This is a genomic window from Pseudomonas sp. S8 (genome assembly GCF_050473925.1).
GTDB classification, from domain to species: domain Bacteria; phylum Pseudomonadota; class Gammaproteobacteria; order Pseudomonadales; family Pseudomonadaceae; genus Aquipseudomonas; species Aquipseudomonas parakoreensis.
Map to the genome: position 1 here is coordinate 155,988 of NZ_JBFDVZ010000016.1, position 19,999 is coordinate 175,986.

At 56.4% G+C, this 19,999-nt stretch carries 14 protein-coding genes and 3 rRNA genes; 8 read left to right on the forward strand and 9 right to left on the reverse strand.

What is annotated here, in order from left to right:
* The first annotated feature begins 21 nt into the window (after positions 1-21).
* Positions 22-600 (forward strand): TetR/AcrR family transcriptional regulator, encoded by a 579-nt coding sequence (locus tag AB1J88_RS01955; RefSeq protein WP_086794366.1) that lies wholly within the window; start codon positions 22-24, stop codon positions 598-600.
* A 1-nt stretch (position 601) separates the two neighbouring features.
* Here AB1J88_RS01955 and AB1J88_RS01960 read toward each other — a convergent pair whose 3' ends face one another.
* Together AB1J88_RS01960 and rhtA are read right to left on the reverse strand one after the other, a co-directional pair.
* Complete coding sequence (locus AB1J88_RS01960; RefSeq protein ID WP_041069802.1) at positions 602-883, reverse strand: hypothetical protein; 282 nt, start codon at positions 881-883, stop codon at positions 602-604.
* Positions 884-1,051: 168 nt separating this feature from the next.
* Positions 1,052-1,939 (reverse strand): threonine/homoserine exporter RhtA, encoded by an 888-nt coding sequence (gene rhtA, locus AB1J88_RS01965; RefSeq protein WP_041069804.1) that lies wholly within the window; start codon positions 1,937-1,939, stop codon positions 1,052-1,054.
* Positions 1,940-2,608: 669 nt separating this feature from the next.
* On the opposite strand from rhtA, the gene AB1J88_RS01970 reads away from it, so the two are divergent.
* The 4 genes from AB1J88_RS01970 (at position 2,609) to mrdA (ending at position 9,736) form a co-directional block, all read left to right on the forward strand.
* Positions 2,609-4,145, forward strand: a 16S ribosomal RNA gene (locus AB1J88_RS01970).
* A gap of 301 nt (positions 4,146-4,446) precedes the next feature.
* Positions 4,447-7,338, forward strand: a 23S ribosomal RNA gene (locus AB1J88_RS01975).
* A 153-nt stretch (positions 7,339-7,491) separates the two neighbouring features.
* Positions 7,492-7,607: ribosomal RNA gene (gene rrf / locus AB1J88_RS01980) — 5S ribosomal RNA — on the forward strand.
* Together the 16S, 23S and 5S rRNA genes form the textbook arrangement of a ribosomal RNA operon.
* 236 nt (positions 7,608-7,843) lie before the next feature.
* Positions 7,844-9,736 (forward strand): penicillin-binding protein 2, encoded by a 1,893-nt coding sequence (gene mrdA, locus AB1J88_RS01985; protein ID WP_430290063.1) that lies wholly within the window; start codon positions 7,844-7,846, stop codon positions 9,734-9,736.
* 75 nt (positions 9,737-9,811) lie between these two features.
* Here the strand turns inward: mrdA and AB1J88_RS01990 are convergent, their stop codons facing one another.
* The 5 genes from AB1J88_RS01990 to AB1J88_RS02010 all read right to left on the reverse strand — a co-directional run bounded on the left by AB1J88_RS01990 (position 9,812) and on the right by AB1J88_RS02010 (position 12,990).
* Positions 9,812-10,483 (reverse strand): hypothetical protein, encoded by a 672-nt coding sequence (locus AB1J88_RS01990; RefSeq protein ID WP_430290064.1) that lies wholly within the window; start codon positions 10,481-10,483, stop codon positions 9,812-9,814.
* A gap of 84 nt (positions 10,484-10,567) precedes the next feature.
* A complete protein-coding gene (locus AB1J88_RS01995; RefSeq protein ID WP_003226632.1) occupies positions 10,568-10,774 on the reverse strand; it encodes a helix-turn-helix domain-containing protein in 207 nt (68 codons plus the stop codon).
* A gap of 9 nt (positions 10,775-10,783) precedes the next feature.
* Positions 10,784-11,389, reverse strand: a complete 606-nt coding sequence (locus AB1J88_RS02000) for a DUF2975 domain-containing protein (protein ID WP_041069052.1) — start codon at positions 11,387-11,389, stop codon at positions 10,784-10,786.
* A 218-nt stretch (positions 11,390-11,607) separates the two neighbouring features.
* A complete protein-coding gene (locus AB1J88_RS02005; RefSeq protein ID WP_222018807.1) occupies positions 11,608-12,012 on the reverse strand; it encodes a lysozyme inhibitor LprI family protein in 405 nt (134 codons plus the stop codon).
* Between the two features lie 57 nt (positions 12,013-12,069).
* Entirely contained in the window at positions 12,070-12,990 is a 921-nt protein-coding gene (locus AB1J88_RS02010) for an ADP-ribosylglycohydrolase family protein (protein ID WP_430290065.1), read from the reverse strand.
* Positions 12,991-13,176: 186 nt separating this feature from the next.
* Here AB1J88_RS02010 and AB1J88_RS02015 point away from each other — a divergent pair, with 186 nt between their 5' ends.
* Positions 13,177-13,665 carry an SRPBCC family protein gene (locus AB1J88_RS02015; protein ID WP_198760283.1) on the forward strand — a complete coding sequence of 163 codons (489 nt, stop codon included), beginning with the start codon at positions 13,177-13,179 and terminating at the stop codon, positions 13,663-13,665.
* A gap of 383 nt (positions 13,666-14,048) precedes the next feature.
* On the opposite strand, the gene acnA is transcribed toward AB1J88_RS02015, so the two are convergent.
* Positions 14,049-16,790, reverse strand: coding sequence for an aconitate hydratase AcnA (acnA, locus tag AB1J88_RS02020; protein WP_430290066.1), 2,742 nt, complete (start codon positions 16,788-16,790; stop codon positions 14,049-14,051).
* A gap of 222 nt (positions 16,791-17,012) precedes the next feature.
* Between acnA and rlmM the strand changes: the two genes are divergently transcribed.
* The gene (gene rlmM / locus AB1J88_RS02025; protein ID WP_145594848.1) at positions 17,013-18,086 is read left to right on the forward strand and encodes a 23S rRNA (cytidine(2498)-2'-O)-methyltransferase RlmM; all 1,074 of its coding nucleotides are present in this window, start codon (positions 17,013-17,015) and stop codon (positions 18,084-18,086) included.
* 176 nt (positions 18,087-18,262) lie between these two features.
* Positions 18,263-18,514 (forward strand): sulfurtransferase TusA, encoded by a 252-nt coding sequence (gene tusA / locus AB1J88_RS02030; RefSeq protein WP_007961802.1) that lies wholly within the window; start codon positions 18,263-18,265, stop codon positions 18,512-18,514.
* A gap of 49 nt (positions 18,515-18,563) precedes the next feature.
* Here tusA and AB1J88_RS02035 read toward each other — a convergent pair whose 3' ends face one another.
* Positions 18,564-19,973, reverse strand: a complete 1,410-nt coding sequence (locus AB1J88_RS02035; RefSeq protein WP_041069032.1) for an MATE family efflux transporter — start codon at positions 19,971-19,973, stop codon at positions 18,564-18,566.
* Positions 19,974-19,999 lie beyond the last annotated feature (26 nt).

Sequence of the window (19,999 nt, forward strand, 5' to 3'; positions counted from 1 at the left end):
GCTCGATCAAGAGGAAAGCACATGCGGTATTCCGCCGGTCACAAGCTGGAAACCCGAGAAAAATTGCTGAACAGCAGTGCGCTATCAGCCAAGCGTTCGGGCTTTTCCACAGTCGGTGTCGATGGTTTGATGAAGGCGATCGGCCTGAGTGGCGCGGCGTTTTATAGCCACTTCTCGTCGAAAAACGAGCTGTTCACCGCTATCGTCGAGCGCGAACTGTGTCAGAGCCTGGAGCGGCTGGGGGGGAAGGGAGCGCAGGACCGTGAGCGGCTGGAACGCTGTCTCAAGCAGTACCTGAGCATGGCTCACGTGGAGCAGCCTGAATCGGGCTGTGCCTTGCCGACACTGGGCGCAGAAATTGCCCGTTCAGATGATCAGGTTCGCGAGCAGGCAGAGTTGTGGATTTGTCGGCTGCAAGCCAGTTGGGCGCAAATCCTGGAAAGCGACAGCTTGGCTTGGTCGATTCTGTCGCAATGCGTCGGAGCACTGGTGGTGGCGCGGATGCTGGTGACGCCGGAGATTCAACAGACGGTATTGCAGTCCAGTCATGAGGAAATCGGGCGTCAACTGGCTGCTCGACAAGGCGAGCAGCCAGAATGATTCACTTGCAGATGACGATCATGCTGCGGCTGGTATAGCCAGCCGGATTGAGACCGAACGGGTAATCGCCTGGTTCTTCCACGGCGTCCCCGGATTTGGCGATGACCTTGTAGCCTTTGGGGGCACAGGAATTGGCGGCGCTGGTGTAGCACTTGTCCCAAGAGGACGACAGCCCGGAACAGTTGATGTGCAGCCCTTTTTTACCGTGCTTCACCTGAGTCTTGGAGGTCGCTGCGCACCCCGCTACTGCCAATACAGCGATCAGTATCAAAATTCGTTTCATTACCGTCCTTATGGTAGCCACGAGTCTGGCGCTCGGGTCTGCCTGTATTCGCCTGCGCTTTAAGCGGTTTGATATCCCTGTCCGAAAAATCCATGTCTGGCACTGAGTTAAGGGGGCTAAACATGGCCTAAATGAACGCCAATTGCCAGACCTTCGTCAAATCCTGTCTCAATCTGCCGCAACGGCGGGCTTGGCGGTGCTGCCCATGGTCATGGTTGCCCCGACGGAGGCCAGAATAATGCAGAGGATCGCCATCCATTGTGACAGCGTGAGGTACTCCTGCAGAAACAGCAGTCCCGACAATGCGCCGAAGGCCGGTTCGATGCTCATCAAGGTGCCGAAGGTGCGGGCAGGCATGCGGGTGAGGGCGACCATCTCAAGGGTATAGGGCAAAGCCGTTGAGAGGATGGCGACGCCGATGGCGATCGGGATCAGCGACGGGGTCAGCAACGCGGTGCCGGCATGCACGATGCCGATCGGCGCGACAAACAGTGCGGCGATCATCACGCCCAGAGCCGCAGTCGTCACGCCGTTGTCTGCACCGGCTTTTTGGCCGAACAGAATATACAACGCCCAGCACACGCCGGCGCCCAAGGCATAACCGGCGCCGACCAGATCAATTCCCGCGGATGTTGCTCCAGTCGGGATCAACAACAGCAGGCCGACCGCCGCCAAGGCAATCCAGAGAAAATCGATAGCGCGGCGAGAGGCGTAAATGGCGACGGCCAGCGGACCCGTGAACTCAAGCGCGACTGCAATACCAAGCGGTACGGTGCGCAATGACATATAGAAGAGAAAGTTCATCCCGCCTAGCGCCATTCCGTAAACGATCACTGTCCGCAGCGACTGAGCTGTCAGCCTTGCGCGCCATGGGCGCAACAACAACAGCATGATTACGCTGGCGAAGACCAGGCGCAGCGTGGTCGTCCCTTGAGCGCCGACTACCGGGAACATGCTCTTGGCTAAAGAGGCGCCAGACTGGATGGATGCCATGGCTATTAATAAGAGGCCAACCGGGAACAGCGTTGAGGCCAGGGAGCGAGGTTGGTCAGTCATTGCGAGGCATCGTCCGAAAGTAAGAGCAGGGTATTGTTTTAGGTGTTGGGCAATATACTGCGCATTCGCAGGCGTTGCGTCTATATATAGCTGGCTTTTTCGGTGTCTCGACAGAAAACTGAAATTAACGGTTGACGGCAGATTCTGGAGGTCTATAATTCGCCCCACTTCCGGCGCAGTCGAAACGGAAAACTCCTTGAGATTCAATGAGTTACGCGGTTTTCGACAGTGGGTCGCTTCAGTTCATCGAGGCCTGGAAGGAGTTGAAAGAGCGGTGATGTTTGGCTCTTTTGATGGTTCGATCTTCTCGGTCGAAAGCGGTGAAAAAGAGGTGTTGACAGCAGCGTGTAACGCTGTAGAATTCGCCTCCCGCTAACGAGAGATCGGAAGCGCAAGTGGTTGAAGTTGTTGAAGAATTCTTCGAAAACTTCTGAAAATAATCACTTGACAGCAAATGAGGCTGCTGTAGAATGCGCGCCTCGGTTGAGACGAAAGATCTTAACCAACCGCTCTTTAACAACTGAATCAAGCAATTCGTGTGGGTGCTTGTGGAGTCAGACTGATAGTCAACAAGATTATCAGCATCACAAGTTACTCCGCGAGAAATCAAAGATGTAACCAACGATTGCTGAGCCAAGTTTAGGGTTTCTTAAAAACCCAAAGATGTTTGAACTGAAGAGTTTGATCATGGCTCAGATTGAACGCTGGCGGCAGGCCTAACACATGCAAGTCGAGCGGATGAAAGGAGCTTGCTCCTGGATTCAGCGGCGGACGGGTGAGTAATGCCTAGGAATCTGCCTGGTAGTGGGGGACAACGTTTCGAAAGGAACGCTAATACCGCATACGTCCTACGGGAGAAAGCAGGGGACCTTCGGGCCTTGCGCTATCAGATGAGCCTAGGTCGGATTAGCTAGTTGGTGAGGTAATGGCTCACCAAGGCGACGATCCGTAACTGGTCTGAGAGGATGATCAGTCACACTGGAACTGAGACACGGTCCAGACTCCTACGGGAGGCAGCAGTGGGGAATATTGGACAATGGGCGAAAGCCTGATCCAGCCATGCCGCGTGTGTGAAGAAGGTCTTCGGATTGTAAAGCACTTTAAGTTGGGAGGAAGGGTTGTAGATTAATACTCTGCAATTTTGACGTTACCGACAGAATAAGCACCGGCTAACTCTGTGCCAGCAGCCGCGGTAATACAGAGGGTGCAAGCGTTAATCGGAATTACTGGGCGTAAAGCGCGCGTAGGTGGTTTGTTAAGTTGGATGTGAAATCCCCGGGCTCAACCTGGGAACTGCATCCAAAACTGGCAAGCTAGAGTATGGTAGAGGGTGGTGGAATTTCCTGTGTAGCGGTGAAATGCGTAGATATAGGAAGGAACACCAGTGGCGAAGGCGACCACCTGGACTGATACTGACACTGAGGTGCGAAAGCGTGGGGAGCAAACAGGATTAGATACCCTGGTAGTCCACGCCGTAAACGATGTCAACTAGCCGTTGGGAGCCTTGAGCTCTTAGTGGCGCAGCTAACGCATTAAGTTGACCGCCTGGGGAGTACGGCCGCAAGGTTAAAACTCAAATGAATTGACGGGGGCCCGCACAAGCGGTGGAGCATGTGGTTTAATTCGAAGCAACGCGAAGAACCTTACCAGGCCTTGACATCCAATGAACTTTCCAGAGATGGGTTGGTGCCTTCGGGAGCATTGAGACAGGTGCTGCATGGCTGTCGTCAGCTCGTGTCGTGAGATGTTGGGTTAAGTCCCGTAACGAGCGCAACCCTTGTCCTTAGTTACCAGCACGTTATGGTGGGCACTCTAAGGAGACTGCCGGTGACAAACCGGAGGAAGGTGGGGATGACGTCAAGTCATCATGGCCCTTACGGCCTGGGCTACACACGTGCTACAATGGTCGGTACAGAGGGTTGCCAAGCCGCGAGGTGGAGCTAATCCCATAAAACCGATCGTAGTCCGGATCGCAGTCTGCAACTCGACTGCGTGAAGTCGGAATCGCTAGTAATCGCGAATCAGAATGTCGCGGTGAATACGTTCCCGGGCCTTGTACACACCGCCCGTCACACCATGGGAGTGGGTTGCACCAGAAGTAGCTAGTCTAACCTTCGGGAGGACGGTTACCACGGTGTGATTCATGACTGGGGTGAAGTCGTAACAAGGTAGCCGTAGGGGAACCTGCGGCTGGATCACCTCCTTAATCGACGACATCAGCTGCTCCATAAGTTCCCACACGAATTGCTTGATTCATTGAAGAAGACGAAAGCTAAGTTAAAGCTTAGAAATGAGCATTCCATCGCTGTGATGGTGAATGCTGATTTCTAGTCTTTTGATTAGATCGTTCTTTAAAAATTTGGGTATGTGATAGAAAGATAGACTGAACGTTACTTTCACTGGTAACGGATCAGGCTAAGGTAAAATTTGTGAGTGACTCTTAAGAGTTTTGCGAATTTTCGGCGAATGTCGTCTTCACAGTATAACCAGATTGCTTGGGGTTATATGGTCAAGTGAAGAAGCGCATACGGTGGATGCCTTGGCAGTCAGAGGCGATGAAAGACGTGGTAGCCTGCGAAAAGCTTCGGGGAGTCGGCAAACAGACTTTGATCCGGAGATGTCTGAATGGGGGAACCCAGCCATCATAAGATGGTTATCTTGTACTGAATACATAGGTGCAAGAGGCGAACCAGGGGAACTGAAACATCTAAGTACCCTGAGGAAAAGAAATCAACCGAGATTCCCTTAGTAGTGGCGAGCGAACGGGGACTAGCCCTTAAGTGGCTTTGAGATTAGCGGAACGCTCTGGAAAGTGCGGCCATAGTGGGTGATAGCCCTGTACGCGAAAGTCTCTTAGTCATGAAATCGAGTAGGACGGAGCACGAGAAACTTTGTCTGAATATGGGGGGACCATCCTCCAAGGCTAAATACTACTGACTGACCGATAGTGAACTAGTACCGTGAGGGAAAGGCGAAAAGAACCCCGGAGAGGGGAGTGAAATAGATCCTGAAACCGTATGCGTACAAGCAGTGGGAGCCCACTTTGTTGGGTGACTGCGTACCTTTTGTATAATGGGTCAGCGACTTATTTTCAGTGGCGAGCTTAACCGAATAGGGGAGGCGTAGCGAAAGCGAGTCTTAATAGGGCGTCTAGTCGCTGGGAATAGACCCGAAACCGGGCGATCTATCCATGGGCAGGTTGAAGGTTAGGTAACACTGACTGGAGGACCGAACCGACTACCGTTGAAAAGTTAGCGGATGACCTGTGGATCGGAGTGAAAGGCTAATCAAGCTCGGAGATAGCTGGTTCTCCTCGAAAGCTATTTAGGTAGCGCCTCATGTATCACTGTAGGGGGTAGAGCACTGTTTCGGCTAGGGGGTCATCCCGACTTACCAAACCGATGCAAACTCCGAATACCTACAAGTGCCGAGCATGGGAGACACACGGCGGGTGCTAACGTCCGTCGTGAAAAGGGAAACAACCCAGACCGTCAGCTAAGGTCCCAAAGTTATGGTTAAGTGGGAAACGATGTGGGAAGGCTTAGACAGCTAGGAGGTTGGCTTAGAAGCAGCCACCCTTTAAAGAAAGCGTAATAGCTCACTAGTCGAGTCGGCCTGCGCGGAAGATGTAACGGGGCTCAAACCATACACCGAAGCTACGGGTATCACGCAAGTGATGCGGTAGAGGAGCGTTCTGTAAGCCTGTGAAGGTGAGTTGAGAAGCTTGCTGGAGGTATCAGAAGTGCGAATGCTGACATGAGTAACGACAATGGGTGTGAAAAACACCCACGCCGAAAGACCAAGGTTTCCTGCGCAACGTTAATCGACGCAGGGTTAGTCGGTCCCTAAGGCGAGGCTGAAAAGCGTAGTCGATGGAAAACAGGTTAATATTCCTGTACTTCTGGTTATTGCGATGGAGGGACGGAGAAGGCTAGGCCAGCTTGGCGTTGGTTGTCCAAGTTTAAGGTGGTAGGCTGAGATCTTAGGTAAATCCGGGATCTTAAGGCCGAGAGCTGATGACGAGTTACCTTTCAGGTGACGAAGTGGTTGATGCCATGCTTCCAAGAAAAGCTTCTAAGCTTCAGATAACCAGGAACCGTACCCCAAACCGACACAGGTGGTTGGGTAGAGAATACCAAGGCGCTTGAGAGAACTCGGGTGAAGGAACTAGGCAAAATGGCACCGTAACTTCGGGAGAAGGTGCGCCGGTGAGGGTGAAGGACTTGCTCCGTAAGCTCATGCCGGTCGAAGATACCAGGCCGCTGCGACTGTTTATTAAAAACACAGCACTCTGCAAACACGAAAGTGGACGTATAGGGTGTGACGCCTGCCCGGTGCCGGAAGGTTAATTGATGGGGTTAGCTAACGCGAAGCTCTTGATCGAAGCCCCGGTAAACGGCGGCCGTAACTATAACGGTCCTAAGGTAGCGAAATTCCTTGTCGGGTAAGTTCCGACCTGCACGAATGGCGTAACGATGGCGGCGCTGTCTCCACCCGAGACTCAGTGAAATTGAAATCGCTGTGAAGATGCAGTGTATCCGCGGCTAGACGGAAAGACCCCGTGAACCTTTACTATAGCTTTGCACTGGACTTTGAATTTGCTTGTGTAGGATAGGTGGGAGGCTTTGAAGCGTGGACGCCAGTTCGCGTGGAGCCATCCTTGAAATACCACCCTGGCAACTTTGAGGTTCTAACTCAGGTCCGTTATCCGGATCGAGGACAGTGTATGGTGGGTAGTTTGACTGGGGCGGTCTCCTCCTAAAGAGTAACGGAGGAGTACGAAGGTGCGCTCAGACCGGTCGGAAATCGGTCGTAGAGTATAAAGGCAAAAGCGCGCTTGACTGCGAGACAGACACGTCGAGCAGGTACGAAAGTAGGTCTTAGTGATCCGGTGGTTCTGTATGGAAGGGCCATCGCTCAACGGATAAAAGGTACTCCGGGGATAACAGGCTGATACCGCCCAAGAGTTCATATCGACGGCGGTGTTTGGCACCTCGATGTCGGCTCATCACATCCTGGGGCTGAAGCCGGTCCCAAGGGTATGGCTGTTCGCCATTTAAAGTGGTACGCGAGCTGGGTTTAGAACGTCGTGAGACAGTTCGGTCCCTATCTGCCGTGGACGTTTGAGATTTGAGAGGGGCTGCTCCTAGTACGAGAGGACCGGAGTGGACGAACCTCTGGTGTTCCGGTTGTCACGCCAGTGGCATTGCCGGGTAGCTATGTTCGGGAAAGATAACCGCTGAAAGCATCTAAGCGGGAAACTTGCCTCAAGATGAGATCTCACTGGAACCTTGAGTTCCCTGAAGGGCCGTCGAAGACTACGACGTTGATAGGTTGGGTGTGTAAGCGCTGTGAGGCGTTGAGCTAACCAATACTAATTGCCCGTGAGGCTTGACCATATAACACCCAAGCAATCTGAATGCTCGAAAGAGACCAGATTGCGGTGTGTGAAGACGCAATGAACCGAAAGTTCGCGCTGCTCACAAACACCTGTATCACATACCCGATTTGCTGAAGCGAGGCCAATTGGTCACGAGTCAGTACCCGAATTTCTTGACGACCATAGAGCGTTGGAACCACCTGATCCCATCCCGAACTCAGAAGTGAAACGATGCATCGCCGATGGTAGTGTGGGGTTTCCCCATGTGAGAGTAGGTCATCGTCAAGATTAAATTCCGAAACCCCAATTGCGAAAGCAGTTGGGGTTTTGTTTTGTCCGCAGGAAAGTGCTTGGCTCGCCAAGATCAGACGATACGAGTGTTCCAACCGTCGCCAAGACTGCCATTGGAGAAAATCCTTCTGAAGTGATCACTCGGTTTTTGGTATGGTGCAGCTCGTTTTTTAACGGATTGATGTCATGCCCACGGATCGGCGCTCAAATTATGTCAAAGAGTTGCTGTAGAAATGCCTGAACCCATCCCGATCAAAGATCATGAAAAAGAGAAGCGCTTGGTCAACAAACGGTTGATCGCCTGCGCTCTGTTTGTCTTTGCTATCAGCTGCGCGCTGGTGGTGCGCTTGTACATCCTGCAAGTGGTTGAATACGACTACCACTCGACCATCTCTGAAAACAACCGCGTGCACGTATTGCCGATTCCGCCGACGAGAGGCCTGATCTACGATCGCAATGGTGTGCTGCTCGCTGATAACCGTCCCAGTTACAACCTGATCATCACCCGCGAACGCGCCACTGATGTAAATCAGGAGCTGGACGAGGTGATCAATCTGCTGCATTTGCCCGCTGAAGATCGTACGGTTTTCGATAAGGCCATGAAGCAGTCCCGTCACCCGTTCACCCCGGTGACGCTGTTCTACGAACTGACGGAAGAGCAAATCGCCGTGTTGGCGGTTAACGAGTTCCGTTTGCCAGGCCTCGATGTCGAGCCGCAGTTTGTTCGGCATTACCCGTTGGGTCCGCACTTTGCGCATTCAATCGGTTACGTTGGCCGGATTAACGAAAAAGAATCCAAAACCCTCGACTCGGTGGAATACCGCGGCACGCAATCCATCGGTAAAACCGGCATTGAACGCTTCTACGAAGCGCAGCTGCACGGTCACGTTGGCTACGAAGAAGTTGAGACCAACGCCCAAGGCCGAGTGTTGCGAGTGCTCAAACACACCGATCCGGTCCCAGGCAAAAACATCGTTCTAAGTCTCGACGTCAAACTGCAGGAAGCTGCTGAAGCCGCACTGGGCGACCGCCGTGGTTCGGTGGTGGCTCTCGATCCATCCACTGGTGAAGTGCTGGCCATGGTCAGCAATCCGAGCTTCGACCCGAACCTGTTCGTCACCGGTATCAGCTCCAAGGAATACTCGGCGCTACGCGACTCCATCGATCGGCCGCTGTTCAACCGTGTGCTACGCGGCCTGTATGCACCGGGTTCGACCATCAAACCCGAAGTGGCGATTGCCGGCCTTGATGCCGGTGTTGTGACCCCGCAGACACGAGTCTTCGACCCGGGCTATTACCAACTCCCGGATTTCGATCACAAGTACCGCAACTGGAATCACAGTGGCGATGGCTGGGTGGACATGGACGCGGCGATCATGCGTTCCAATGACACCTACTTCTACGATCTGGCGCACAAGCTCGGCATCGATCGCCTGCACGACTACATGGCGATGTTCGGCCTCGGCGAAAAAGTCTCGCTGGATATGTTCGAAGAGTCGCCCGGTTTAATGCCATCTCAGGCCTGGAAACGCGCCACGCGCCGTCAAGCCTGGTTCCCGGGGGAAACAGTAATCCTGGGCATCGGCCAGGGCTACATGCAGGTCACGCCGCTACAACTGGCTCAGGCCACCGCACTGATTGCCAACAAGGGCGTATGGAATCGTCCGCATCTGGCGAGGACGGTCGATGGCGTGGCGCCGGTCGACGAGCATCCGATGCCAAATATCCTGCTGAAGAACCCGCGTGACTGGGATCAGGTCAACCACGGCATGCAGATGGTGATGCATGATGCCCGCGGTATCGCGCGTGCCGCAGCGGCCGGTGCGCAGTACCGCATCGCCGGCAAGAGTGGTACGGCGCAGGTGGTGGCGATCAAGCAGGGTGAGCGTTACAACCGTGAGAAAACCCTTGAACGGCATCGCGACAACGCCTTGTTTGTCGGCTTCGCTCCGGCAGAACACCCGAAGATCGCCATCTCGGTGATGATCGAAAACGGTGAGGCCGGTGGTCGGGTTGCCGGTCCCGTGGTGCGGCAGATCATGGACGCCTGGCTACTGGACCAGGACGGCCACCTCAAGCCGCAATACGCGGCGCCGGCCAAGCCGCCGGGTGATCCGCACGTGTAGCCGGGATGCGCTTCACTACACCGGCTCACGTTGGCTGCGCTGTGAAGCTGTCGAGGCAGGGGTTTGGGTAACTGACTATTTGCAGCTGTAACCCTCGGGCATCGTGACGCTGTAGTTGCGTTGCACGCGATCCTGGAAGTTCAGGTTCTGCAGGCCCTGCTCGACCAGAAACGTTTCGACCTTGGCGGCCTGACAGTCCTCGTTATAAGACGACGCCCGCAGCAGATACACCGTGCGTTTACTCGCCTCATCCCGGGCGGTGGCAATAAAGGTACTTAGGGTGGTATAGCCGATTCGCTCCGAAGTACCCACCGGACCATAGGTCGTATTGGGCTTACTGGTGCAGGTCAGTCGGTCATCTTTCTTCTTGGTGTTCTTGCAAACGGTGGTAGTGCTGGTTGGCACTTGCCCATAGTCGGTAGCGGTATAACGGTAAGACACTTGCCGGCTGCCGATATCGAGGCTGATGGTCATTTTGATCGGTGCGTGATTTCTGGGCAGGTTGGCGTCGGTATAGACCTCTTGGAAACCCCTGTCTTTCAATGCGTTGACCATGTCGCGAAGATGGTAGCGCGCATTCAGTGCGTTCTCATCCGCGCCATTCGTCGAGGTCACCAGTACGGTTGCCTTTCGGTCGAACTGATAGTCCGGATCAGGGATTGCATTGAGTGCTACGTCAAATTGTGTGGCGCAGCCGCTGAGTGACGCTGTCAGCAATAACAGCGCGCATAACAAATAACGGGACATGACAAAGCCGCCTTGAAACTAAGGATTGAATAAGAGTTAAACGATTGGGACCTGCGATAAATAACTCGCCGTCCGGGGAAAGTCTCAGTCTTTCTGGTATTCCAGCAGATCGCCCGGCTGGCAATCGAGCGCAGCGCAGAGCTTGTCCAGAGTTGCCATCTTCACGCCTTTGACTTTGCCGTTTTTGAGCAATGACAGGTTGGCCTCGGTTATTCCGAGCAAGGCGGCTAACTCTTTCGAGCGAATTTTTTGCGTGGCCATGACGACGTCAAGGCGGACGATAATGGTCATTATATTGTTCTATATGTATTGGCTTTGCTCATCGCTGAGTACTTTTGCATCACGCATGATAATTGAAAAAATACAGAGTAATACGCCTTTGATTATCTCGTAGGCAGAAGCGGAAGACAGGCCGATCGAGAACTGGAAAATCCGATCCCCCGGCGGCAGATCTATCGACAACGCCAGACCTTGCAAGGTCTCTATTAGCGGGTAGGTTGCCGGAGAAACGATGCAGAGTACGCCCACTCGCCAGAGAACCCTGATGTTGCGGTCGGTCCATGTTTCGCCGCGCGACAATCGCAGAAAAAACAACCCGGTTAGCCATAACGCGTAAGCCGACAGGACAACGGGCAGGAAATCCAGAAAGACGATCAGCGCAGTGACCGTTGATGACAGCCAAGTGTCAGGATCAAGCAATGCACCTTCGACAAATGGGTCAAGCAATTGCGGCGAGCCTTCTGCAAAGGCATAAAGCAGGCTTGCCAGCATTTCATCTTTCTTGAAGAACCAGATCGTCACGTTGCCACCGACCTCCGTCACCCCCAGAACCCAGACAAGAATCGCAGCCAGCAGACCGATCCAATGCATGCGCTGCGGCGCCAATCCGTTGATGTGAGTACTCATGAAAATTCCTGGTTGTTACAATTTGGTAGCGAATTCTCGATGATAAATTATCTGATTACAATAATTAGTTTGTACTTTATTGCTGCGCCACCTTCTTATGTTCCGGCTCCGCGCAGTCGTTGGTAATGGTGCGGAAATCGATTCACTGGCCAGCGAGCCGAAGCTGCGCCAGGTGTGGAATCAACAAACCTGGCGGCAAGACCGAAGCCACTACAAAGTCAGGCCCCTGGCACCGGGCAACTCATGTCACCTTCCTGACACTCCAAATACTGCTTCAGCGCCTCAATCCGTGCCTTGGTCACAGCGGTCAGGCAATTGCTGTAGATCAGCGGATAAACACTCCCGCCCTCGACCCCGGATGCCGAAAATTTGCACTCGGTATCGCGAAACCCGATCCACGCTCGCTGCGCACCCACCAGCAGCTTCTTGCGGTCAGGGTTGTCCTTCAAGCGGCCGGTGATCTGCTGATACACCACGTTCAACTCCTTGTCAGTCGACTTGAATTCCTGCCCGGCACACTGGTTCATGGTGGCCTGATCGCTGGCATTGGCGCAGTCGACGGCAGCGTGGGCGAGGGGGCTGAACAGAAAGGGGGTCAGGGCCAGAAGCAGGCGTGGGGACATTGGGTAATCTCACTGAGTCGGATGAAAGTGCAGTGCAGTTTAGCGGCTGTGGAGCTTCTAATCAGGGACGCGTAGCCGGGAGGCTTCGAGCAGGCGATCTGCGGTGGCTGCAATCTCCTCGCCGTCATGGAGCATTTCCAGCCAGTGGGCAGGAATCGCCCGAACGCCATAGTAGACCCCAGCCAATTGGCCGACGATCGCGGCAGTGGTGTCGGCATCATCGCCCAGGTTGGCGGCTTGCAGAATCGCCGCAGCGAAACCGTCAGTGTGATGAAAACACCACAGAGCCGCCTCCAGCGACTCGACGCTGTAGCCGCTGCCACGGATTTCGCTCGCCGACTTTGCGAGGTAATCACCTCGGGCGATGGCTGCGACTTTAGGTTGAACGAAGGTTGTGTCTGGCAATTTGCGCAATTCTGACTTGGAGGCGCCTAGCAGTGCTTTGCTGAGCACTTCGGCAAATAACTGACAGCATTCGATGGCTTCAGGTGCAGCATGGGTGGTTCGCGAACTGTCACTGGCGAACTGGCGAATCTGCCGGGCATCAGGAAAATAAAACAGCACCACCGGCACCAGACGCATCAGCGACCCGTTGCCGGCGGTAAACGGGTCGGTAGATCCCGCGAACGGCTGACCGGTTTGCTGATACCGCGACAGCGCCTGGCTGACCGTCATGCCGATATCGAAACAATCACCGGTGGAACTGAGATACCCCCATCGCCACCAATTCAGATAGCGTCCCATCTGGTCCGCCGCATCGAATGTGTTTTTCCTCAGCAGGCTCTCCGCCAGGCACAGCGCCATCGAGGTGTCATCCGTCCATTGCCCGGGTTTCAAGTGAAAGGGGCCGCCACCGACCATGTCCGTCAGCGGCTGGAACGAGCCTCTTGGCTTGAACTCCAACGTGGTGCCGACGGCGTCGCCGCAAGCGAGGCCGAGCAGGGCGCCGCGATAACGTTCGGAGAGAGATGGCTGCATGCTTCATCCTTGTCTGTGTCCATTTCGCAGGAAACGGTAACAGGTTCATCGGAGGGGGGCGCTCGTTTCAATGAACGGAAATGCCGCCGAATGTTTCCTCTGGATTGGACAGGTGCAGCCCTTTGATACAACTTCAGGTTGGACATGTGGTCATACAAGCCTACTGTTCAAAACAGGAGGTGACTTATGAAACCGGTACCCAATAGTTTCGAACGCAAAATCGCGCTCAAGGCGCCACGTTCATATGTCTGGCGTGCATTGGTCGATGCCGAGGCGTTTGGTCAGTGGTTTGGTGTGGCACTGGAGGGCAGGCGGTTCATTGCCGGGGAATGGACGCAAGGGCAGGTCACGTATCCCGGTTATGAACACGTGCTGTGGAACGTGCTGGTGGAGCGGGTGGAGCCGCAGCAGCTGTTTTCGTTTCGCTGGCACCCGTACGCGGTCAATCCGAACATCGACTATTCCCAGGAGCCGACAACGCTGGTCAAGTTCGAGCTGCAGGATTACGAGAGCGGCACATTGCTCAAGGTGTCCGAGTCCGGCTTTGCGCATATCCCCGATGTGCGGCAGAAGGAGGCGTACTACATGGACAGCCGCGGCTGGGAGGAGCAATTGAGTCGACTTGAACAGTTTCTCACCGAAAGTGCGAAGACGCGCGAGCGTGATGGTGACTGACATGGCGGCTTGCAGGCTGGGTGCCTGACTGACGTAGGGGTTTTCGGAAGGGCTTTTATAGCGAATGTCTTACACGTGGTGGTAGCTTTTGCGACTATTGCCGATTGGATCCATGGCGTAATCTACACCCATCAACTGAGACACAGGGAGTGTTTCAGGATCACGGATGATCGACCATTAGCAAGGATCGCTGCCGACAGGGAGTCGATAATGGTCTTGGGAAAAACCCGCTTCGGCGGGTTTTTTTTCGCCTGCAGAAAAGTATTTGTGTCGAGCACGGGTAGTGAGGGGATTTATCCCCGATGGGTTGCGAAGCGACGCCAAAAAAGGGCCTGCTGCGCAGTCCATCGTGGATGAATCCCCTCACCACGGGAATCAAGCAATCACGAGGCGATCAGCTGCCGCAACACGTAGTGCAGAATCCCGCCCGACTTGAAGTACTCCACCTCATTCAACGTATCGATGCGGCACAGCACGTCGAGTTTCTCCTGGCGGCCGTCCTCACGAGTGATGACCAGGGTCAGGTTCATGCGCGGCGTTAGCTCGACGCCAGTCAGCCCCTGGATATCGAGGGTTTCCTTGCCAGTGAGGTTCAGGCTCTTGCGGTTCTGATCGAGCTTGAACTGCAACGGCAACACGCCCATGCCCACCAGGTTGGAACGGTGGATGCGCTCGAAGCTTTCAGCGATCACCGCTTTGACACCCAACAGGTTGGTGCCCTTGGCCGCCCAATCGCGGCTGGAGCCGGTACCGTATTCCTGACCGGCGATTACCACCAGCGGCGTGCCCGAGGCCTGATAACGCATGGCGGCATCATAAATCGGCATTTTCTCGCCGCTCGGGATGTGGATCGTGTTGCCACCTTCTTCGCCGCCGAGCATCTCGTTACGAATGCGGATGTTGGCGAACGTGCCGCGCATCATCACCTCATGGTTGCCACGTCGTGAGCCGTAGGAGTTGAAGTCTCGCGGTTCCACGCCTTTTTCGCGCAGATAGCGCCCGGCCGGGCTGTCAGTCTTGATGTTGCCGGCCGGGGAGATGTGGTCGGTGGTCACCGAATCACCGAGCAACGCTAAAACCCGCGCACCCTTGACGTCAGTGATCACCGGCAATGGGCCAGAAATGTCGTCGAAGAACGGTGGATGCTGGATGTAGGTCGAATCGTCCTGCCACACATAGGTGGCGGCCTGCGGCACCTGGATCGCTTGCCATTGCTCGTCGCCGGCAAACACTTCGGCGTATTCCTTGTGGAACATTGCGGTGTTCACCTGATTCACCGCCTCGGCGATTTCCTTGCTGCTCGGCCAGATGTCGCGCAGGTAAACCGGATTGCCTTGCTGGTCGTTACCCAGCGGTTCAGTGCTGATGTCGGTGCGCACGCTGCCGGCCAAGGCGTAGGCGACCACCAGCGGTGGCGAGGCCAGCCAGTTGGTTTTCACCAGCGGATGCACCCGGCCTTCGAAGTTGCGGTTGCCGGAGAGCACCGACGCCACGGTGAGGTCGGCTTTCTGAATGGCTTTCTCGATCGGTTCCGGCAGTGGCCCGGAGTTGCCGATGCACGTGGTGCAGCCATAGCCGACCAACGAAAAGCCCAGTTGATCGAGGTATTGCGTCAGCCCCGCCGCCTTGTAGTAGTCGGTGACCACTTTCGACCCGGGTGCCAGCGAACTCTTGACCCATGGCTTGCGGGTCAGGCCTTTTTCCACGGCTTTTTTCGCCAGCAGACCGGCCGCCATCATCACGCTCGGGTTTGAGGTGTTGGTGCAGGAGGTGATCGCGGCGATTACCACCGCGCCGTTTTTCAAGCGATAGGTGTGGCCTTCGTATTCGTATTCGGTTTCGCCGACCAGATCGGCGTTACCCACGGCCACGCCACCGCCGCCCTCGCTTTCCAGACGGCCTTCTTCTTTGCTGGTGGGCTTGAATTGCAGGTCCATGAAGTCACTGAAGGCCTGCGCCACGTTCGGCAGCGAAACCCGATCCTGCGGGCGCTTTGGTCCGGCCAGGCTGGCTTCGACGCTGCCCATGTCCAGCGCCAGGCTGTCGGTAAACACCGGTTCCTGACCGGGAAGGCGCCACAGGCCCTGGGCCTTGGTGTAGGCCTCGACCAGTTTTACCACTTCAGCCGGGCGACCGGACAGGCGCAGGTATTCGAGGGTTACGTCATCCACCGGGAAAAAGCCGCAGGTCGCGCCGTATTCCGGGGCCATGTTGGCGATGGTCGCGCGGTCGGCCAGTGGCAGATCGGCGAGGCCGTCACCGTAGAATTCGACGAATTTGCCGACCACACCTTTCTTGCGCAGCATCTGCGTGACGGTCAGCACCAGGTCGGTGGCGGTGATGCCTTCCTTGAGCTTGCCGGTGAGTTTGAAACCGATCACTTCCGGAATCAGCATCGACACTGGTTGGCCGAGCATCGCCGCTTCCGCCTCGATCCCGCCGACGCCCCAGCCGAGCACGCCGAGGCCGTTGATCATGGTGGTGTGGGAGTCGGTGCCGACCAACGTGTCGGGAAAGGCATAGGTGCGGCCGTCCTCATCCTTGGTCCATACCGTGCGCCCGAGGTATTCGAGGTTGACCTGGTGGCAGATCCCGGTACCCGGCGGCACCACGCTGAAGTTGTCGAAGGCGCTCTGACCCCAGCGCAGGAACGCATAACGCTCGCCGTTGCGCTGCATCTCTATGTCGACGTTCTGTTCGAAGGCGCTCGGGGTGGCGAATTTGTCGACCATCACTGAGTGGTCGATCACCAGATCCACTGGTGACAGCGGGTTGATCCGTTGCGGATCACCGCCGGCCTTGGCCATGGCGGCGCGCATCGCGGCGAGATCGACCACGGCGGGTACACCGGTAAAATCTTGCATCAATACCCGGGCAGGGCGGTACTGGATTTCCCGGTCGGAGCGGCGCTCCTTGAGCCAGGCGGCGATGGCCTTGAGGTCGGCGCCGGTAACAGTTTTTTCATCTTCCCAGCGCAGCAGGTTTTCCAGCAGGACTTTCAGCGACATGGGCAACTGGTCGATATTGCCCAAGCTTTTCGCGGCATCCGGCAGGCTGAAATAGTGGTAGGTTTTTTGGCCGATCTGCAGTGTTTTAAGGGTCTTCAGACTATCGAGGGACGGCATTACGATCACTCCTTTGAGTCCGCACGGCTACGGACTGAGGGGACGGGCAGAGCTATCAACGTAGCCCTGTTTTCAGTAGCTGGCTAATAACTGGACTCTATCAATAAGTCCAAGGTTCCGAACTCGGCTATCATGCGCCGGTTTTCGTGACAGGCTTTGCTTCACCGCAAGGCTTGAGCAGCGTGCAGGGGCCGAATGTCCGCCCTCTGCCCAGGAGTAAGAATGAACACCCTTTTCATGCATTGCCGGCCAGGCTTCGAAGGCGAAGTCTGTTCGGAGATTTCCGACCTCGCCGCCCAATTGAATGTGGCCGGTTACGCCAAGGCCAAACCGGCCACCGCGTACGCGGAGTTTGTCTGCAGCGAAGCAGACGGCGCCGAACGCCTGATGCGCGGCCAGCGTTTCGCCGAGCTGATTTTTCCGCGCCAGTGGGCGCGCGGTGTCTTCATCGATTTGCCGGAAACCGATCGCATCAGCGTGATCCTCGAGCAGATGGCGGACTTCCCGGTCTGCGGCAGCCTGTGGCTGGAAGTGGTCGATACCAACGACGGTAAAGAGCTGTCGAATTTCTGCAAGAAGTTCGAAGGCCCGCTGCGCAAGGCGCTGACTGGTGCCGGCAAACTGGTGGACGACGCGAGCAAACCGCGCCTGCTGCTGACCTTCAAAAGTGGTCGCGAAGTGTTCCTCGGCATGGCCGATGCCGGCAACTCGGCAATGTGGCCGATGGGCATTCCGCGCCTGAAGTTTCCGCGCGAGGCGCCCAGCCGTTCGACCTTGAAACTGGAAGAGGCCTGGCACCACTTTATCCCGCGTGATCAGTGGGACGAGCGCCTGCACAGCGACATGACCGGCGTCGACCTCGGCGCGGCACCCGGCGGCTGGACCTGGCAACTGGTCAACCGCGGCATGCTGGTGACCGCCATCGACAACGGCCCGATGGCTGAAAGCCTGATGGACACCGGTCTGGTGCAACACTTGATGGCCGACGGTTTCACCTTCAAGCCCAAGCAACCGGTGGACTGGATGGTCTGCGACATCGTCGAGAAGCCGGCGCGTAACGCGGCGATGCTTGAAGAATGGATCGGCGACGGTCATTGCCGCGAAGCGGTGGTCAACCTCAAGCTGCCGATGAAACAGCGCTATGCCGAAGTGAAGCGCTTGCTCGAGCGCATCGCCGATGGCTTCAAGGCGCGCGGGATCAAGGTCGACATTGGTTGCAAGCAGCTGTATCACGACCGCGAGGAAGTGACCTGTCATTTGCGTCGGCATGACATCAAGAAAGCCAAATCCCGCTGAGTCACCATTAAACCCTGTGGGAATGTCTCTGGTGAGGGGATTTATCCCCGAGGGGGGTGCAGCGCATCCCCACTCTTTGGGGCCGCTTCGCAACCCATCGGGGATAAATCCCCTCGCTACAGATGACTGAGCACCCGGCAATGCGCGACAATGCCGGCCAGTTTCAGGAGTGAATCATGAGTGAAATGATCGATACCCCGGTCGACGGCACCCTCGATGCTACCGGTCTCAATTGCCCGGAGCCGGTAATGATGCTGCATCAGCACATACGTGACCTGGTGCCGGGCGGCCTGCTCAAGGTGATCGCCACCGATCCCTCGACCCGTCGCGACATTCCCAAGTTCTGTGTGTTTCTCGACCACGAACTGGTGGGGCAGCACGAAGAGGCCGGTACTTATCTGTACTGGATCCGCAAGAAGTCCAATTGAATTCGGGCATAAAAAAGACCTGCATGTGCAGGTCTTTTTTTATGGCTGATCAGCCCACCGAACGACTGATCCGAATACGCTTGCGTGCACTGCGCGTCAGTCGAATCGACAACATCAGCGCCGCGCAGCTCAGGCCGACAATCAGACCTTGCCACAGACCGCTTGGGCCACGCGGTTCGCCGAGCCAGTCGGTCAGACCGAGGGCGTAACCCACTGGCAGGCCGATGCCCCAGTAGGCGAACAGGGTCAGAATCATCGTTACCCGGGTGTCCTGATAACCGCGCAGAGCGCCGGCAGCCGTCACCTGGATCGCGTCGGAGAACTGGAACAGCGCCGAGTACACAATCAGCATTGCCGCGATGTGAATCACCGTCGGATCCGCCGTGTAGATCGACGCAATCGGCTCGCGCAGCAACAGCATCATGCTCGCCGACAGGCAGGCATACGCCAGCGCGGTGCCCATGCCGACGCCGGCGGCAAAGCGTGCTTCCCGCGGCTCTTCACGCCCCAGCGCCTGGCCGACACGCACCGTGACGGCCATGCCCAGCGAATACGGAATCATGAACACCAGCGAGCTGACGTTCAGCGCGATCTGATGCCCGGCCACCACGGTGGCGCCGAGGCTGCCGATCAGCAGGGCGATCACGGCGAAGATACTCGACTCGGCAAACACGGCGATGCCAATCGGCAAGCCGATCGCCAGCAGACGTTTGATCACCGCCCATTGTGGCCAGTCGAAGCGGCTGAAGATCTCACTCGAACGATACGCCGGCGCCCAGCGCTCCCATCCGGCCAGACCCAGCGCCATGACCCACATCACGATGGCCGTGGCCCAGCCACAGCCCACGCCACCCATGGCCGGTACGCCGAAGTGGCCATAAATGAAGATGTAGTTCAGCGGAATGTTCAGCGCCAGACCGCACAGGCCCAGCACCATCGCCGGGCGGGTACGGCCGATGCCGTCACTGGTGCAGCGCAGCACGTGATAGAACGCCACCGCCGGCAGACCGCTGGCAATGCCGTGCAGGTATTGCATGCACGGGCCGATCAGCTCGGGATCGACTTTCATCAGGTGCAGCACCGGTTCGGCGGCGACCAGCATGCACGTGGCGATCAGGCCGACCACCAGTGCCAGCCACAGCGCTTGACGGACAATCGGGCCGATTTCGCTGTGGGTGCCGGCGCCGAAACGCTGGGCGACTTTCGGCGTGGTGGCCAGCAGGGTGCCAGTCATCAGCAGAAACACCGGGACCCAGATCGAGTTGCCCAGTGCTACCGCTGCCAGGTCACGCGGCCCGACACGGCCGGCCATCACCGCATCGACGAAGCCCATGGCGGTGGTCGCCAGTTGCGCGATGATGATCGGCAGCGCGAGGGCGAGCAGATTCCTGAACTCCAGGCGAATTCGCGCGGGGCGGGTGAGTGAGGCAGCGAGCGGTTGATCAGTAACAGAATTCACAGGCAAAGCGTCCACAGGGATTGATG

Coding starts and splice junctions, on each gene's coding strand:
- AB1J88_RS02015 (WP_198760283.1), top strand. CDS start 13,177: ATGAAACCGGTACCCAATAGTTTCGAACGCAAAATCGCGCTCAAGGCG.
- AB1J88_RS01955 (WP_086794366.1), top strand. CDS start 22: ATGCGGTATTCCGCCGGTCACAAGCTGGAAACCCGAGAAAAATTGCTG.
- rlmM (WP_145594848.1), top strand. CDS start 17,013: ATGAACACCCTTTTCATGCATTGCCGGCCAGGCTTCGAAGGCGAAGTC.
- mrdA (WP_430290063.1), top strand. CDS start 7,844: ATGCCTGAACCCATCCCGATCAAAGATCATGAAAAAGAGAAGCGCTTG.
- acnA (WP_430290066.1), bottom strand. CDS start 16,790: ATGCCGTCCCTCGATAGTCTGAAGACCCTTAAAACACTGCAGATCGGC.
- AB1J88_RS02005 (WP_222018807.1), bottom strand. CDS start 12,012: ATGTCCCCACGCCTGCTTCTGGCCCTGACCCCCTTTCTGTTCAGCCCC.
- AB1J88_RS01995 (WP_003226632.1), bottom strand. CDS start 10,774: ATGACCATTATCGTCCGCCTTGACGTCGTCATGGCCACGCAAAAAATT.
- AB1J88_RS02000 (WP_041069052.1), bottom strand. CDS start 11,389: ATGAGTACTCACATCAACGGATTGGCGCCGCAGCGCATGCATTGGATC.
- tusA (WP_007961802.1), top strand. CDS start 18,263: ATGAGTGAAATGATCGATACCCCGGTCGACGGCACCCTCGATGCTACC.
- AB1J88_RS02010 (WP_430290065.1), bottom strand. CDS start 12,990: ATGCAGCCATCTCTCTCCGAACGTTATCGCGGCGCCCTGCTCGGCCTC.
- rhtA (WP_041069804.1), bottom strand. CDS start 1,939: ATGACTGACCAACCTCGCTCCCTGGCCTCAACGCTGTTCCCGGTTGGC.
- AB1J88_RS01990 (WP_430290064.1), bottom strand. CDS start 10,483: ATGTCCCGTTATTTGTTATGCGCGCTGTTATTGCTGACAGCGTCACTC.
- AB1J88_RS01960 (WP_041069802.1), bottom strand. CDS start 883: ATGAAACGAATTTTGATACTGATCGCTGTATTGGCAGTAGCGGGGTGC.